Below are 15,518 nucleotides of genomic sequence, written 5' to 3' on the forward strand. Positions count from 1 at the left end.
GATGAAGCATCAGCGAACACGTCATACAAAACAGGACGAACACCACACACAACAGCAGAACAAACACACACCACAGCAAGGAGGGGCGGTCGTATGACCACCGTGGTCCCAGCACAGCAATCCCGAGGCGGCGGCAGCAGCGGACTGTACGACGTCCTGGAACTCGTACTCGACCGAGGACTGGTCATCGACGCCTTCGTGCGCGTCTCACTGGTCGGCATCGAAATCCTCAAGATCGACGCACGGGTCGTGGTGGCCAGTGTCGACACCTACCTCCGCTTCGCCGAGGCCTGCAACCGCCTCGACCTGGAATCCGGGCCGCACAGCGATCCCGGCCTGCCCGACCTGGTCGGCGAGATCACCGAGTCAGGTGCGCGCGGCAAGTCCAAGGGTGTGCTCTCCGGTGCGGCAGAAACGATTTCCCACGCCTTCCAGCAGGGCCGGGACGGGGACGACGGCGAGGAGGAGCCCCGCCGCCGCCGCGCCCCGCGCAAGAAGGCCGCGGCGAGCGGCTCCGGGTCCAGGTCCGGGACGGCACGCACGGACGACGAGGAGTGAGCGGGGATGAGTACCTACGTCTATGGCATCGCCGAGTGCTCGCACCCAGACCTGCCTGACGGCACCACCGGAGTGGGTGAACCGGCCCGGGCGGTGCGCACCGTCGTCGAGAACGGCCTCGCGGCGGTCGTCAGCGACGCGCCGGAAGGGCTGCGGCCCAAGCGCCGGGACCTGATGGCCCACCAGCGGGTGCTCTACCGGGCGGAGGCGGACGGCCCCGTGCTGCCCATGCGGTTCGGCAGCATCGCCCCGGACGACGCGTCCGTGCGCGGCGTGCTCGCCGAGCGCGGCCGGCACTTCCGCGAGCGGCTGAAGGCGCTGGCGGGCAAGGTCGAGTACAACGTGAAGGCCACCCACCAGGAGGCCGCGGTGCTGCGCCACGTGATGGCGCACAACCCGCACATCAAGGAGCTGAGCGACGCCAACAACGCGGCCGGCGGCGGCAGCTACCAGCAGCGGATGCGGCTGGGCGAGCTGGTGGTGGCCGCCGTCCAGGCCCAGGAGGCGGAGGACGCCGAGCGGCTGTACCGGATGCTGGAGCCCGCGGCGGCCGGGGTGGCGGCGGGCCCGGAGTCCGCCGCCTGGGTGGCGAACGTCTCCTTCCTGGTCGACCGGGCGTCGGTCGAGGCGTTCACCGCGGCCGTCGAGCGGGTGCGCGCCGACCGGCCGCACCTGGAGCTGCGCGTCAACGGCCCGCTGCCCCCGTACAGCTTCGTCGAGCCCGGCCCCGCCGCGCCCGCGGTGCCGCGCGGCGCCGGGCACGTGTCCGAGACGGTGGAGTGAGGCCATGGGACTGCTCGGTGAGGTGCTCCTGCTTCCGCTGGCCCCGGTGCGCGGCAGCGCCTGGGTGATGCGGCAGGTGCTGGCCGAGGCCGAGCGCCGGTACGACGATCCGGCCGCGATCGTCGCTGAGCTCGGCCGGCTCGAGGAGCGGCTCGCCGCCGGCGAACTGGACGAGGAGGAGTTCGACCGTCTGGAGGACGAACTCCTCGACCGCCTCGAACGCTCCCGCGGGGTCCCGTCGGAACCCTGGGGCGGCGAGGGCGGCACACAGGACGGATGGACGGCCCCACGAGAAGCGGAAGGCGGTTGAGGACACGATGAACCGCAGGACGACGGGCCTCGCTGTCGGGGCCGGATACCTCCTCGGGCGCACGAGGAAGATGAAGCTGGCACTCGTGCTCGGCGCCATGGCCGCGGGTCGGCGGCTGCCGTTGAACCCGGCCGCGCTCAAGGGCGTGGTGACCGAGCAACTGCGCAGCAACCCGCAGCTCAAGCAGGTCGGCGACCAGCTCACCGGTGAGCTGCGCGGGGTGGGGAAGGCCGCTTCCGGTGCCCTGATCGAGCGGCGGCTGGAGAAACTGGCCGACCGGTTGCACGAGCGGACCGCCGGCGTGCGGGAGGGGAAGGCGGCCCCGCCCGAGGAGGAGTCGGACACCGGGGAAGCGGAGGCGGAAGAACCCGAGCAGGCCGAAGAGGCCGAAGAGGGGGAAGGGGCGGCCCCGGACACGGGCGAGGACGCGGAGGTCCCCGAGGAGGCCGAGGGCCGCGAGCCGGCGGAGGGCGAGGAGCCTCCGCGGCCCAGGAAGGCCGCCGCCAAGAAGGCGGCGAAGAAGGCACCGGCCAAGAAGGCACCGGCGAAGAAGGCCCCGCCTCCGGGGAAGCGGGCGGCGGCCAAGCGGAGCCCCGGCCGTGTGCCGCCCGGCAAGAGGGCCGCCGCGGCCCGCGGCGAGGCGCGCCCGGCCGCGCGGCAGCGCTCGGCGAAGGGAGGCGGCGACCGTGGCTGACACCAGGTCCACCGCACAGCAGGCAACCGGGGGTACGCTCCACGGGATCGCCGGCAGCCCGGCGGCCGACCGCCTCAAGGCGGAGGCCCGGGACTACCTGGGCGCCCAGGTGGAGCGCCTGGTCTCGGGCGTCGGGCACAAGCTCGGACAGGGCACCGCCCGGCTGACGGACATCGCCGATGGCAAGAGCCCGGGCCTCGGCAGGCTCGCTGTGGAAGGCGGCAGGAAGCTCGCCGGGCACAACCCGCTGGGCTCCCTGGCCGGGAAGGGGGCGTCTCGCCTCAAGGACACCGTCAAGGGTGTCCTCCCGGGAGGTGAGGACGGGAGGAAAGGCGGCAAGAAGGGCCGCGGCAAGCCCACGGTGCTGATGGAGTCCATGGACGTGGGTGTTCCGCTGCGCACCGCCTACGACCAGTGGACGCGGTACCAGGAGTACAGCGGCTTCGCCAGGGGTGTCGAGGACGTCGACGTCCCGGAGGACACCGGGTCCGACTGGCGGTTCAAGATCTTCCTGTCCCACGGCGGCTACAAGACCATGACCTCCGAGCAGCTCCCGGACGAGCGGATCGCCTGGGAGTCGGAGGGCGAGCTCGGCCCCACGAAGGGCGTGGTCACCTTCCACGAGCTGGCACCGCGGCTGACCAGGCTCCAACTGATCATGGAGTACCACCCCGTCGGCTTCGTCGAGAAGACCGGCAACATCTGGCGCGCTCAGGACCGCAGGGCCCGGTTCGACCTCAAGGACTTCGCCCGGTTCGTCTCCCTGAACGGCGAGGCGAGCGGCGGCCGGCCCGATGAGCTCCGGGACGGCGAGGTGGTGCGCGGCGACGAGGGAGCGCGCGCCGGGGAAGAGGAGCCCGAGGCCGCCGAGGAGCCGGCCGGCGAGTACGAGGACGAGGCGGACTACGGCTACGAGCAGGAGGAACCCGCCGAGGCCGAGGACGAGGCCGAAGGGGAGTACGAGGAGGACGAGGGCGAAGGGGAGTACGAGGAGGACGAGGGCGAAGGGGAGTACGAGGAGGACGAGGCCGAGGACGCCTACGAGGACGGCGGGTACGCCGAGGACGAGTCCGAGGCCGAACCCGAGGCGGAGCCGTCGGCGGACGAGCGCGCAGCGGCCCGCAGCCGCCACCGCGCCCGCACCGGAGCGCGTGCCCGGAGCCGCCGATGACCACGCCGCTGACGTCCACCGCACGGTCGCTGCCCGATCCGTACGCGGCCGGCGGTGGTGGCAACCTCGCCGACATCCTGGAGCGGGTGCTCAACACGGGCATCGTGATCGCGGGCGACATCCGGATCAACCTGCTCGACATCGAACTGCTCACCATCAAGCTGCGGCTGGTGGTCGCCTCCGTCGACAAGGCGAAGGAGATGGGCATCGACTGGTGGGAGGACGATCCGGCCCTCTCCAGCCGCGCCCGCGGCCGGGACCTCGCCGAGGAGAACGCGGAGCTGAGGGCCCGTATCGAGGAACTCACCGCGGGCGGGCAGGACGCCGACGGGTCCCCCGCCGCGGAAGACACGGAAGACACGGAAGACACGGAAGGCACGGACGCCGGCGCGGTGGCGAGGGGGCGGGAGCGATGAGCGGTTCCTGGTACGTGTACGCCGTCTGCCGCCCCTTCGACGAGCCGCTGGATTCCGGGCTCACCGGCGTCGCCGGGGCGCCGCCCGAACTGCTGCGGCACCGTGACCTCGTCGCGGTCGTCGGGGAGGTGCCCGAGGGCGACTTCTGCGAGGCGGCCCTGCGCGCCCGTCTGGAGGACCTGGACTGGCTCGCCGCCACCGCCCGCCGCCACGACGAGGTGCTGGCCGCGCTCAGCCGGGTGACCAGTCCGCTGCCCCTGCGGCTGGCCACGGTCTTCCACGCGCGCGACGGTGTGCGCGAGATGCTGCACAGCCGGTACGACGACTTCGAGAACCTGCTGGAGCGGCTGGCCGGACGGGTCGAATGGGGCGTCAAGGTGTACGCGGAGCCGGCGGCGGACGCCGGCCGGGCGGCGGGCGGCGGTCCCGACCGGCCCGCGAGCGGCCGTGACTACCTGCGCCGCAGGCGCGCCGAGCGGGACGGCCGGGAGCGGTCCTGGCAGTACGCGGAGGAGTTCGCAGGACGGCTGCGGCGCGTCCTCGCCGGGCACTCCGCGGCCGAGCGGCTGCACCGGCCGCAGAGTGCCGAGCTGTCCGGCGCCCCGGGCCGCAACGTGCTCAACGCCGCGTACCTCGTCGACCGGGAGCGCGCCGCGGAGTTCGCCGAGGCCGTGCGACGGGCCGATGGCGAGGCCCCCGGGCTGCGCGTGGAGCTGACCGGGCCGTGGGCGGCGTACTCCTTCGGCGCCGCGGACTCCGCCGACGCCGATGCCGCCGATGCCGCCGACTCCGCCGAATCCGGCGAATCCGCCGAATCCGGCGGGCCGGACGGCACAGGCCAGGAGGGCGTGCGGCCGACCGCCGCGGCCGTACCGGCGCCGCGCCCGGCGCGGGCCGGGGCCGGGCGGGACGGGACGGCGCGGACCGGGCTGGAGCCGCGATGACCACGGCTTTGGAGCACCGGGAGGTCGCCCTCGTCGACCTGCTCGACCGGTTGCTGGCCGGCGGTGTCGTCGTCACCGGCAACCTCACCCTGCGGATCGCGGACGTCGACCTGGTGCGCATCGACCTGAACGCACTGATCAGCGCGGTCCGCGCAGAGGTCCCCGCGCCCTGGCCCGAGAAGGAGGCGACACCGTCGTGACGGACACCGCGCCCCGCCCCCGCGAGGAGGACGAGGAGGACGAGGAGGACAGGGCCGGCCGGAACAGGATCTCGCTCGACGCCGACACGGTGGAGCGCGACCTGGTCAAGCTGGTGCTCACCGTCGTGGAACTGCTGCGCCAGCTCATGGAGCGGCAGGCACTGCGCCGTGTCGACGCCGGCGACCTGACCGACGAGCAGGAGGAGCGGATCGGCCTGACGCTGATGCTGCTCGACGAACGGATGACGGAACTGCGCGAGCGTTACGGCCTGCGGCCCGAGGACCTGAACCTGGACCTGGGGCCGCTCGGCCCGCTGCTGCCGCGGCAGTGAGTTCACCCGGCACCCGCCGGGTGAGCGCGTCCGGCAGCCGCCGGGTGAGAAAACCCCGTGAGGGGGAACCCGGCGCCGCACGGCCGGGAGGGACCGCCCGGCGAAACCGAGACCACCGCCCCCGACCCCCGGTGACCCTATGAACCCACGTGATCATTCCCACGCCCCGATCCTGGAAGCGCTCGCCCGCCACCGCAAGTCGGACGGGGCGTCCTTCACCCCGCCCGGCCACAAGCAGGCCAGAGGCGCCGACCCCCGGGTGCGCGAGGCGCTCGGCGACGCGGTCTTCCACAACGACGTGCTGCTGGTCGGCGGCCTGGACGACCGGCGTATGCGGGGCCGGGTGCTGGAGCGTGCCGAGGAGCTGATGGCGGACGCCGTGCACGCCGAGTACACCTTCTTCTCCACCTGCGGCAGCTCGCTGTCCGTCAAGGCCGCGATGCTGTCCGTCGCCAGCTCGGGCCAAGAGCTGCTGATCGGCAGGGACGTCCACAAGTCGGTGGTCGCCGGGCTCATCCTCTCCGGCATCCGGCCCGTGTGGGTGGACCCGCAGTGGGACACCGGACGCCGGCTCGCGCACCCGCCGTCGCCCGCGGCGTTCGAGGACGCCTTCACCCGGCATCCGGACGCCCTCGGCGCCCTGGTCACCAGCCCCACGCCGTACGGGACCTGCGCGGACGTGGCGGGCATCGCCGAAGTCTGCCACCGCCGCGCACGGCCCCTGATCGTGGACGAGGCATGGGGTGCCCACCTGCCGTTCCACCCGGACCTGCCGGCCTGGGCCATGGACGCGGGCGCCGACGTGTGCGTCACCAGCATCCACAAGATGGGCAGCGGCCTGGAACAGGGCTCGGTCTTCCACCTCCAGGGCGACCTGATCAGCCCGGGGACGCTGAAGTCCCGGGCGGATCTGCTGGGCACCACCAGCCCCTCCGTCCTGCTGTACGCCGGGCTCGACGGCTGGCGGCGGCAGATGGTGGAGCAGGGGCACGCCCTGCTCGGCCGCGCGCTCGACCTGGCCGGCACGGTACGGGCGGCGATCGAGGAGATCGAGGGCCTGCACGTGATGGACCGGGCGGAGGTCTGCGGCCCCGGCCTCGCCCACGACCTGGACCCGCTGCCCGTCGTGATCGACGTCGGCGGTCTCGGCGTGAGCGGCTACCAGGCGGCCGACTGGCTGCGCGAGCGGCACCGCGTCGACGTCCACATCTCCGACCACCGCAGGATCAACACCCAGCTCACCCACGCCGACGACGAGCAGACCGCGGGGGTCCTGCTCGCCGCGCTGAAGGACCTGGCGCACTCGGCCGACGGCTTCGACGCGCCGGTCCGCGTGGTGGTGCCCGAGCCGCACGAGCTACGGCTCGAACAGTGCTGCCCGCCCCGGGAGGCGTACTTCGGCCGCACCGAGGACGTGCCGGTGGCCGAGGCGGCCGGCCGGGTCGCCGCGGAGATGATCACCCCGTACCCGCCCGGCATCCCGGTCGCCATGCCCGGCGAACGGCTGAACGAACCCGTCCTGCGCTACCTGCGCTCCGGTGTCCAGGCCGGCATGCACCTTCCGGACGCGCATGACCCCGAGCTGTACACGGTCCGCGTACGGGCCGAGTGACGCCCGGGGCGGACGGCGCCGGGGCCGGGGACGGCGCCGGCCGCGGGGCGGCCCCGAGCGCCTCCGGGAACCGCAGGCGTCGGATCCGCGGCAGGGGGTACTCAGCGGCGTACCCGCCGGCTTCGGCCGGTGTGCGCCGGCGGGTGCCGGTCCTGCCGGCCGGCCGAGCCCGCCGTCCGCCGGGGCGGTGTCACGCCGACCCGAAGCCTTCCGAGGTACGCGCGCAGCTACGGAGGAGCGATGAACGAGAAGAAGCAGAAGAAGGCCGCCGGGGACGGGATCCCCGGCAAGCCGGGCCCCGAGTCGCCGCCGGTGGCCGAGCCCACCACGCCCCGCGACCCGCTGCCCCCGAAGGCGGACCAGAGCGCTCCCGAGCCCTACAGCCCCACCGGAGCGCCCACCGACGGGGACCGGGGCAGGTCCGCACAGCGCGGCGCGTACCTCACCACCGCGCAGGGCAACCGGCCCTACGACAGCGACCACTCGCTCAAGGCCGGCCGCCGCGGCCCCGTGCTGCTCCAGGACCACCACCTGCGGGAGAAAATCACCCACTTCGACCACGAGCGCATACCCGAACGGGTGGTGCACGCCCGCGGCGCCGCGGCGCACGGGGTCTTCCGCGGGTACGGCAGCGCCGAGCAGATCACCAAGGCGGCCTTCCTCGGCGAGGACGTGGAGACGCCCGTCTTCGTACGGTTCTCCACGGTGCTGGGTTCACGCGGCTCGGCGGACGCGGTGCGCGACACCCGGGGCTTCGCCACGAAGTTCTACACCACCGAGGGCGTCTTCGACCTGGTCGGCAACAACATCCCGGTGTTCTTCATCCAGGACGCCATCAAGTTCCCGGACGTCGTGCACGCCGCCAAGCCGCACCCCGACCGCGAGATCCCGCAGGCCCAGAGCGCCCACGACACCTTCTGGGACTTCGTCACCCTGCACACCGAGGCCACCCACCACACGCTGTGGAACATGTCGGACCGCGGCATCCCCCGCTCGTACCGGACGATGGAGGGTTTCGGCGTCCACACCTTCCGGATGGTGAACGCCCGGGGCGAGACCACCCTGGTGAAGTTCCACTGGAAGCCGAAGCTGGGCATCCACTCCCTGGTCTGGGAGGAGGCCCAGATCAGCAACGGCATGGACCCCGACTTCCACCGCCGCGACCTGGCGGACGCCATCGAGGCCGGTGCGTTCCCGGAGTGGGAGCTGGGCGTGCAGACCTTCCCCGACAACGAGGAGCAGTCCTTCGAGGGGATCGACCTGCTCGACCCGACGAACATCGTCCCCGAGGAACTGGCCCCCGTGCAGCCGATCGGGCTGCTCACGCTGAACGCCAACCCGACGAACTTCTTCGCGGAGACCGAGCAGGTCGCCTTCCACCCGGGCCACCTCGTGCCCGGCATCGACATCACCGACGACCCGCTGCTCGCCGGCCGGCTCTTCTCGTACATCGACACCCAGATCACCCGCCTCGGCGGCCCGAACTTCGCCCAACTGCCCATCAACCGTCCGCACGCCCCGGTCAACGACATGCTGCGGGACGGCATGCACCAGACCGCCGTCCACCGGGGCACGGCACCGTACCGGCCGAACTCGCTGGACGGCGGGTGCCCGTTCCTCGCGGGCCGGGACGAGGGCGCGTACATCGAGGTGCCGGTCGACCTGCCGGCGGCGAAGAAGGAGCGCGGGGCGCCGGCCTCCTTCGACGACCACTTCAGCCAGCCGCGGCGGTTCTGGCTCAGCATGACGCCCGTCGAGCGGGAGCACATCATCGGCGCGTACACCTTCGAGCTGAACAAGTGCCACGAGACGGCGATCAAGCAGCGGGCGCTCCAGGTGCTGGCCAACATCGACGCGGAGCTGTGCCAGGGCGTGGCGCGCGGCCTCGGCCTCGCCGCGCCGGATCCCGACCGGCCGCTGGCCGCGGTGGAGCCCAGCCCGGCGCTCTCCCAACTGGGCCGTCAGTGGCCCGTCGAGGGGCGGGTCGTCGGGATCGTCGCAGACGAGGGCTGCGACCTGGACGCGGTGCGGTCGGCACGCGGCTCGATACTGGACGCCGGGATGGTGCCGCTGGTGATCGCACCGGCCGGCGGTGCCCTGCAGAACGGCAGCACGCAGCCGGTCGCGGTGCAGCGCACCTTCGCCACGGCGCGGTCGGTCGAGTTCGACGCCGTGCTGCTGGCCGGGGTCACCGGGCCGGGTGCGGACGCCTACGGGGCGCGGGACGCCAAGGCGGCCGACCCCGCAGCACCGGCTGACGCGGCGAGCGACCCGAGGGTGCTCCTGCTGCTCGGCGAGGCGTACCGGCACGGAAAGGCGATCGGGGCCTGGGGCGGCGCGGGGCGGGTCCTTCAGGAGGCCGGGGTGCCCGAGGACGCCGCGGGCGTGGTGGTCGGCGACGGCGCGGGAGGCATCCTCGACCGGGTCTTCGCCCTGCTGGCCTCGCACCGCGTCTGGGACCGCTTCCCCGCCGGTGCCTGAGCGCCCGCGGACAAGCGGCGCGGCGGGCCGTACCCCGCGGGGCGGTCGGACCCGCCGCGGGGTACGGCCCGCCGCGCCCCGCGGGGGCAGTCGGCCCGGGCGGCCTCGCAGGGGCGGGCGGCCTCGCGGCCGGCGGACTCACGGCGAGCGGACGTAGAGCTCCGCTGCCGTCACCGCCTCACGCGCCGTCCGCCGGCCCATGAGTATGCACAGCGTGTACGCCGTGTCCTCGAACCGCCGCCGCACCACCGGATCGGACGGCACGTCGCCCAGCCGCCGCTCCCAGATGCGGTAGCGGTGCAGCAGACGGACGACCTGGGGTTTGTCGGGCAGAAGCATCAGACGGGCCCTCCAGACGACTGCGATCCGGGCCTGGGCCCGGACCGCGCCCCGATTCCCTGACCGGGCCGCGAAGCCGCGCACCCGTACGCGCCCCGCGGCACCCTCGAGCCCCCTCACGCCATCTTCAGGCCGGGGCCCGCAACTTTCCTGTTGTCTCTTCAACGACCCGTCCGGCGGCGACGGGCTCCCGGCCGCCGCGCCCGCGCACCGGATGAGCCAGATGGGCCGGATGGCCCAGCGCACGTTTGCCCGCCGCCCGGTCCGGCTAGGGAAACGCGGCACCGGCGTGCCGCGGGAGGTGGGATGACGCAGCTCGACCAGGAGGAGGTGCGGCCCGCCCCCAGGGCCGGGGCCGACCGGGACACCCGTGCCGGGACCCGGCTGCTGGGCTACCTCGTCACCACCGACCACAAGGTCATCGGCAACATGTACATGGCGACCGCGTTCGGCTTCTTCCTGCTGGCCGGGGTGCTCGCCATGCTGATGCGGGCGGAGCTCGCCCGGCCCGGCATCCAGGTGGTCAGCGTGGAGCAGTACAACCAGCTTTTCACCATTCACGGCACCGTGATGATGCTGCTGTTCGCCACGCCGATGTTCGCCGGGTTCGCCAACGCCGTGATGCCGTTGCAGATCGGCGCGCCCGACGTCGCCTTCCCGCGGCTGAACGCGCTGACGTACTGGCTCTTCCTGTTCGGCGCGGTGATCGTGGTCTCCGGTTTCGTGGTGCCCGGCGGCGCCGCGGCCTTCGGGTGGTTCGCGTACGCGCCGCTCAACAGCGCCGTGCGCTCACCGGGCCAGGGCGGCGACCTGTGGGCCATGGGGCTGGTGCTGGCGGGGCTGAGCACCACGCTCGGGTCCGTGAACTTCGTCGCCACCATCGTGTGCCTGCGGGCGCCCGGGATGACCATGTTCCGGATGCCGATCTTCACCTGGAACGTCCTGTTCACGGCCATCCTCGCGCTGCTCGCCTTCCCGGTGCTGACGGCGGCGCTGCTCGCGCTGGAGGCGGACCGCAAGTTCGGCGCGCACATCTTCGAGGCGCCGAACGGCGGGGCGATCCTGTGGCAGCACCTCTTCTGGTTCTTCGGGCACCCCGAGGTCTACATCGTCGCGCTGCCCTTCTTCGGCATCGTCACCGAGATCATCCCGGTCTTCAGCCGCAAGCCGATCTTCGGCTACGTGGGCATGGTCGGCGCGACCATCGCCATCACGATGCTCTCCGCCAGCGTCTGGGCGCACCACATGTTCGCCACCGGCGCCGTGCTGCTGCCGTTCTTCTCCCTGCTGTCGTTCCTCATCGCGGTGCCGACCGGAGTGAAGTTCTTCAACTGGGTCGGCACGATGTGGCGGGGCAGCCTCTCCTTCGAGACACCGATGCTGTGGGCGGTGGGCTTCCTCGTGACCTTCCTGCTCGGCGGGCTCAGCGGCGTCCTGATCGCCTCGCCGCCGCTGGACTTCCACGTCACCGACTCGTACTTCATCGTGGCGCACCTGCACTACGTGCTGTTCGGCACGGTGGTCTTCGCCATGTTCGGCGGCTTCTACTTCTGGTGGCCCAAGTGGACCGGGCGGATGCTCGACGAGCGGCTCGGGAAGATCCACTTCTGGACGCTGTTCACCGGCTTCCAGACCACCTTCCTCGTACAGCACTGGCTCGGCGAGGAGGGCATGCCCCGCCGCTATGCGGACTACCTCGCCGCCGACCACTTCACCGTCCTCAACACCGTCTCGTCCGTCGGCGCCTTCCTGCTGGGGCTCTCCACGCTGCCCTTCCTCTACAACGTCGCAAGGACCGCCCGGTCGCCGAAGGTGGCCACGGACGACCCGTGGGGCTACGGGCGGTCGCTGGAATGGGCGACGTCCTGCCCGCCGCCCCGGCACAACTTCCACGCGCTGCCGCCCATCCGCTCCGACTCGCCCGCCTTCGACCTGCGCCATCCGGAGGTCGGCGCACTGCTGAGCGGGCGTGTTCCACAGCGGCCCACGCCCGACACGGAGCGGCGGGCGGGCGGCTGGCGCGGCCAGTACGAGGAGTGGCGCGAATGAAGGCCGAGGCATACCTGTTCACCGTCGTGGCGGGCTTCTTCCTCGTCACCGGTGCCGTCTACGCGGGATGGTCGAGGGAGCCCGCGGGCACGGCCGCGCTCATCGTCTCGTTCCTGATGGCCTCCCTGATCGCCTTCTTCTTCGCCCGCACCTACCAGCGACTGGGCAGCAGGCCGGAGGACTCCAAGACGTCCGAGGTCGCCGAGCGGGCGGGACCGCTGGACTTCTTCCCGCCGCAGAGCCCCTACCCGGTGCTGACCGCGATCGGCGCGGGGCTCGCCGCGCTCGGCGTGGTGCACGGCCTGTGGCTCCTCCTGATCGGCGTCGGGGTGCTGCTGGCCGGTGTGCTCGGGCTGGTCTTCGAGTACGTGCGCCGCTTCGACTGAAGGGGCCGCGCCCTCACCGCCTGCCCTCACCGCCTGCCCTCGACGGCCGGCTCGGCCAGCGCCTCGTCCACGTGCCTGCGCTGCTCTGGCGTGACCGGCAGCTCCACCCTGTCCCGGTAGTACCAGGTGCTCAGGGCGGCCCGCAGCCGGCGGCGGCGCGGGGCCCGCGCGCCGGGCGCGGGCAGCGGCCGGGGCAGCTCGCGCACCAGGAAGCGGTACAGGCGCGGTGCGGGCGCGGGCCGGTGGTCCTCGCTGATGCCGCCGTACACGCTCTGCCGTACGCAGCCGGTCTCCACGCCCTCGGTGAGCACCCGGCGCTCACGGGCCTGGAGCGCCAGGCAGAGCCGTTTCGTCAGGGCGAAGGCGACGACCGGGGCCGCGACGACGGCGATGCGGAAGATCCACGTGAGCGCGTTGACGGAGATCCTGAAGGAGTACGCGATGACGTCGTTGCCGCCGGCCAGCAGCAGCACGGCGTAGAACACGATGCCCGCGACCCCGAACCCGGTGCGCACCGGCCGGTCGCGCGGCCGGTCGCACAGGTGGTGTTCCAGGTGGTCGCCCGTGACCCACTTCTCGAAGAGCGGGTAGAGGAAGAGCACCATGAAGAGCAGGCCGGGCAGCAGCACCGCCGGTACGAACACGTTCCACATCAGGGTGTGCCCGGCGAAGGAGTTCTCCCAGGGCGGCATCAGACGCAGCGCGCCCTCCAGGAAGCCGACGTACCAGTCCGGCTGCGCACCGGTGGCGATCTGGTCGGCGACATAGGGGCCGTAGGCCCACACCGGGTTGATCTGGGCCAGCGCGGCCAGGAGCGCGAGCACCCCGAACACCATCATGAACAGCCCCGAGGACTTGGCCGTGAAGTGCGGGAAGAGCGGGGCGCCCACCACGTTCCGGTTGGTCCTGCCGCGCGAGGCCCACTGGGTGTGCTTCAGGTAGACCACCAGGACCAGGTGCGCCGCGATCAGCAGGACCAGCAGCCCCGGCACGAACAGCACATGGGTGATGTACAGGCGCGGGATGATGATGTGCCCGGGGAACTCGCCGCCCCAGGCGAGGAAGCCGAGGTAGGTGCCCACCACCGGGATCGAGGTGACGATCGTGTACGCGGTGCGCAGGCCGGTGCCGGACAGCAGGTCGTCCGGCAGCGAGTAGCCGCAGAAACCCTCCAGGAGGGCCAGCAGGAACAGCGTCACGCCGATCGTCCAGTTGCCCTCCCTGGGCCGGCGGAAGGCGCCGGTGAAGAAGATCCGCAGCATGTGCACCCCGATCGCGGCGAGGAACACCAGCGCGGCCCAGTGGTGGATCTGACGGATCAGCAGCCCGCCGCGGATGTCGAAGGAGATGTGCAGCGTCGTGGTGTAGGCCTGCGTCATCAGTTGCCCGCGCAGCGGCAGGTAGCTGCCGCGGTACACGGTCTCGCGCATGCTCGGGTCGAAGAACAGCGTCAGGTAGACACCGGTCAGGAGCAGCACCACGAAGCTGTACAGCGCGAGTTCGCCGAGCAGGAAGCTCCAGTGGTCGGGGAACGCCTTGCGCAGCAGCCGGCCGGCCTCGGCCGCCGGCAGTCTGCGGTCCAGCACCTCGAAGCCGGTGACCGCGGTCTCCCCTGCCCGGGCCCGCAGTCCCTCCCTGCGCCGCCGCAGCAGCATGTACCGTCCTCCGTCCCGTCCGCCCTGCCTGCCTCGCGGCCCCACGCGTGCACATGGTTAACCCCTGGGCGGCCCGGTCAACCAGGCCGTTAGGCGAAACAGCGCACAGCGCACAGCGCACAGCGCACAGCGCGCGGCGCGACGGGCGCGGGGCTCCCAGGGTTTCTTGACGACGGTGGTATGGCATGCGGTGACCGGTTCGCCGGGGATGCGTTGTGCGACACTCCCGCCCATGACCTCACAGACGATCACCGCGGAGGCAGCGGGCACCTGGCGCCTCGGCGACCGCACCGTCCACCGCATAGGCTTCGGCGCCATGCGTCTGACCAGCAGCGGCGCCGCTTTCGGCGGCTCGCCCGCCGACCGCGACCGCTCGATCGCGGTGCTGCGCCGGGCGGTGGACCTCGGTGTCGACCACATCGACACCGCCGCGTTCTACTTCTCCTCGCTGCGCTCCGCGAACGAGCTGATCAACAGCGCCCTCGCCCCCTACCCCGACGACCTGGTCATCACCACCAAGGTCGGCCCCGGCCGGGACCCGTCCGGCGGGTGGCTGCCGTGGGCGCGGCCCGAGCAACTGCGCGGCCAGGTGGAGGAGAACCTCCGCCAGCTCGGCCGGGACCACCTGGACGTGGTCAACCTGCGCAGCAACGGGGCCCCTTCCCTGGCGGAGCACTTCGGCGCCCTGGCGGACCTCAGGGACGCCGGGCTCATCAGGCACCTGGGCCTGTCCAACGTGCGGGCGCACCACCTGGAGGAGGCCCGGGCCATCGCACCCGTGGTCTGCGTCCAGAACCGCTACAGCCTCGACTCCCGGCGCCCGGAGGCGGACGACCTCCTGACGCTCTGCGGTGCGCAGGGCGTGGCGTTCGTGCCGTTCTTCGCGATCGCGGGCGAGGGCCGCGAAAGCGGTGCGCACACCACCGAGACGCCGGAGCTGACCGCCGTCGCCCGTGCGCACGGTGCCACCCCGGCCCAGGTCCGGCTGGCGTGGACGCTCCAGCGCGGCCCGCACGTGCTGGCGATCCCGGGCACCGGCAACCCGGACCACCTCGTCGAGAACGTCGCGGCGGGCGCGCTGCGGCTCTCCGACGAGGAGATGAGCCGGCTCGACGCCGCCCACCGACCGTAGCGGCGGGGGAGCCCGGCATGAGACAGCCGGCAGGCCCTAGGCGCGGTTGCCCTTCGGGCGGCCCGGCTGGTCGGGTGTGCCGTGCGGGGGCGGGCTGCCGGGCGCGGAGGAGGTGGCCGGGGAGACCGGCGAGCCCCCGCGGTGGTGCCCGGCACCGGGACGCGGCGCGGACGGGTCGCCCGACGACGGCTCGCTGCCGGACTTGAGCTGGCCGAGCCGTGCCTTCAGCACCTCGACGGCCCCGGTGCGCCGCGCGTGCCGCCTCTCGTGGTCGAGCAGTTCGCGCACCTCGGCGGGGCCCAGTGGCCGGATGCGGCTCTCCAGCGCCGGGAGCGGCAGCTCGTCGTAGTCGGCGAGCGGGAGGGAGTGCGGATCGTGGCCGGTGCCCCGGTCGTGCTGGCTCATCTGTCGCTGCTCCTTTTCGCACGTGCCGCCACTTCCCGGCCACGGGTGCCC

17 protein-coding genes are annotated in these 15,518 nt (G+C 72.7%); 14 read left to right on the forward strand and 3 right to left on the reverse strand.

Annotation, left to right across the window (positions count from 1 at the left end):
• The first annotated feature begins 93 nt into the window (after positions 1–93).
• From IE313_RS23080 to IE313_RS23130, 11 genes are all read left to right on the forward strand, one after another.
• Positions 94–558 carry a gas vesicle structural protein GvpA gene (locus tag IE313_RS23080; RefSeq protein ID WP_189935315.1) on the forward strand — a complete coding sequence of 155 codons (465 nt, stop codon included), beginning with the start codon at positions 94–96 and terminating at the stop codon, positions 556–558.
• A 6-nt stretch (positions 559–564) separates the two neighbouring features.
• Positions 565–1,341 (forward strand): GvpL/GvpF family gas vesicle protein, encoded by a 777-nt coding sequence (locus tag IE313_RS23085; RefSeq protein ID WP_189935317.1) that lies wholly within the window; start codon positions 565–567, stop codon positions 1,339–1,341.
• Between the two features lie 4 nt (positions 1,342–1,345).
• On the forward strand, positions 1,346–1,651 hold the full coding sequence (locus IE313_RS23090) for a gas vesicle protein GvpG (protein WP_189935320.1): 306 nt from the start codon (positions 1,346–1,348) through the stop codon (positions 1,649–1,651).
• Positions 1,652–1,721: 70 nt separating this feature from the next.
• A complete protein-coding gene (locus IE313_RS23095) occupies positions 1,722–2,345 on the forward strand; it encodes a DNA primase (protein ID WP_189935321.1) in 624 nt (207 codons plus the stop codon).
• Complete coding sequence (locus tag IE313_RS23100; protein ID WP_189935323.1) at positions 2,338–3,516, forward strand: SRPBCC family protein; 1,179 nt, start codon at positions 2,338–2,340, stop codon at positions 3,514–3,516. Before IE313_RS23095 ends, IE313_RS23100 begins: the two co-directional genes overlap by 8 nt.
• On the forward strand, positions 3,513–3,932 hold the full coding sequence (locus tag IE313_RS23105) for a gas vesicle protein (protein WP_189935325.1): 420 nt from the start codon (positions 3,513–3,515) through the stop codon (positions 3,930–3,932). Before IE313_RS23100 ends, IE313_RS23105 begins: the two co-directional genes overlap by 4 nt.
• Positions 3,929–4,876: a GvpL/GvpF family gas vesicle protein gene (locus IE313_RS23110; RefSeq protein ID WP_189935327.1), complete on the forward strand. Its 948-nt coding sequence runs from the start codon at positions 3,929–3,931 to the stop codon at positions 4,874–4,876. Before IE313_RS23105 ends, IE313_RS23110 begins: the two co-directional genes overlap by 4 nt.
• The gene (locus tag IE313_RS23115; protein WP_189935329.1) at positions 4,873–5,076 is read left to right on the forward strand and encodes a gas vesicle protein; all 204 of its coding nucleotides are present in this window, start codon (positions 4,873–4,875) and stop codon (positions 5,074–5,076) included. The genes IE313_RS23110 and IE313_RS23115 overlap by 4 nt, the downstream gene beginning before the upstream one ends.
• A 68-nt stretch (positions 5,077–5,144) precedes the next feature.
• A complete protein-coding gene (locus IE313_RS23120; RefSeq protein WP_189935657.1) occupies positions 5,145–5,408 on the forward strand; it encodes a gas vesicle protein K in 264 nt (87 codons plus the stop codon).
• A gap of 139 nt (positions 5,409–5,547) precedes the next feature.
• Positions 5,548–7,020: an aminotransferase class I/II-fold pyridoxal phosphate-dependent enzyme gene (locus IE313_RS23125; protein WP_189935331.1), complete on the forward strand. Its 1,473-nt coding sequence runs from the start codon at positions 5,548–5,550 to the stop codon at positions 7,018–7,020.
• Positions 7,021–7,260: 240 nt separating this feature from the next.
• A complete protein-coding gene (locus IE313_RS23130) occupies positions 7,261–9,501 on the forward strand; it encodes a catalase (protein WP_189935333.1) in 2,241 nt (746 codons plus the stop codon).
• 138 nt (positions 9,502–9,639) lie between these two features.
• On the opposite strand, the gene IE313_RS23135 is transcribed toward IE313_RS23130, so the two are convergent.
• The gene (locus IE313_RS23135; protein WP_189935335.1) at positions 9,640–9,840 is read right to left on the reverse strand and encodes a DUF5133 domain-containing protein; all 201 of its coding nucleotides are present in this window, start codon (positions 9,838–9,840) and stop codon (positions 9,640–9,642) included.
• A gap of 306 nt (positions 9,841–10,146) precedes the next feature.
• On the opposite strand from IE313_RS23135, the gene ctaD reads away from it, so the two are divergent.
• Together ctaD and ctaF are read left to right on the forward strand one after the other, a co-directional pair.
• Complete coding sequence (gene ctaD / locus IE313_RS23140) at positions 10,147–11,889, forward strand: aa3-type cytochrome oxidase subunit I (protein WP_189935337.1); 1,743 nt, start codon at positions 10,147–10,149, stop codon at positions 11,887–11,889.
• Positions 11,886–12,275 (forward strand): aa3-type cytochrome oxidase subunit IV, encoded by a 390-nt coding sequence (gene ctaF, locus IE313_RS23145; protein WP_189935339.1) that lies wholly within the window; start codon positions 11,886–11,888, stop codon positions 12,273–12,275. The genes ctaD and ctaF overlap by 4 nt, the downstream gene beginning before the upstream one ends.
• A 26-nt stretch (positions 12,276–12,301) precedes the next feature.
• On the opposite strand, the gene qcrB is transcribed toward ctaF, so the two are convergent.
• Positions 12,302–13,930 (reverse strand): cytochrome bc1 complex cytochrome b subunit, encoded by a 1,629-nt coding sequence (qcrB, locus tag IE313_RS23150; RefSeq protein ID WP_189935341.1) that lies wholly within the window; start codon positions 13,928–13,930, stop codon positions 12,302–12,304.
• A gap of 232 nt (positions 13,931–14,162) precedes the next feature.
• On the opposite strand from qcrB, the gene IE313_RS23155 reads away from it, so the two are divergent.
• Complete coding sequence (locus IE313_RS23155) at positions 14,163–15,062, forward strand: oxidoreductase (protein ID WP_189935343.1); 900 nt, start codon at positions 14,163–14,165, stop codon at positions 15,060–15,062.
• A gap of 36 nt (positions 15,063–15,098) precedes the next feature.
• Here the strand turns inward: IE313_RS23155 and IE313_RS23160 are convergent, their stop codons facing one another.
• Positions 15,099–15,467 carry a DUF8129 domain-containing protein gene (locus tag IE313_RS23160; protein WP_189935345.1) on the reverse strand — a complete coding sequence of 123 codons (369 nt, stop codon included), beginning with the start codon at positions 15,465–15,467 and terminating at the stop codon, positions 15,099–15,101.
• Between the last annotated feature and the right edge of the window lie 51 nt (positions 15,468–15,518).

The organism is Streptomyces sulfonofaciens (assembly GCF_014656295.1).
GTDB lineage: Bacteria > Actinomycetota > Actinomycetes > Streptomycetales > Streptomycetaceae > Streptomyces > Streptomyces sulfonofaciens.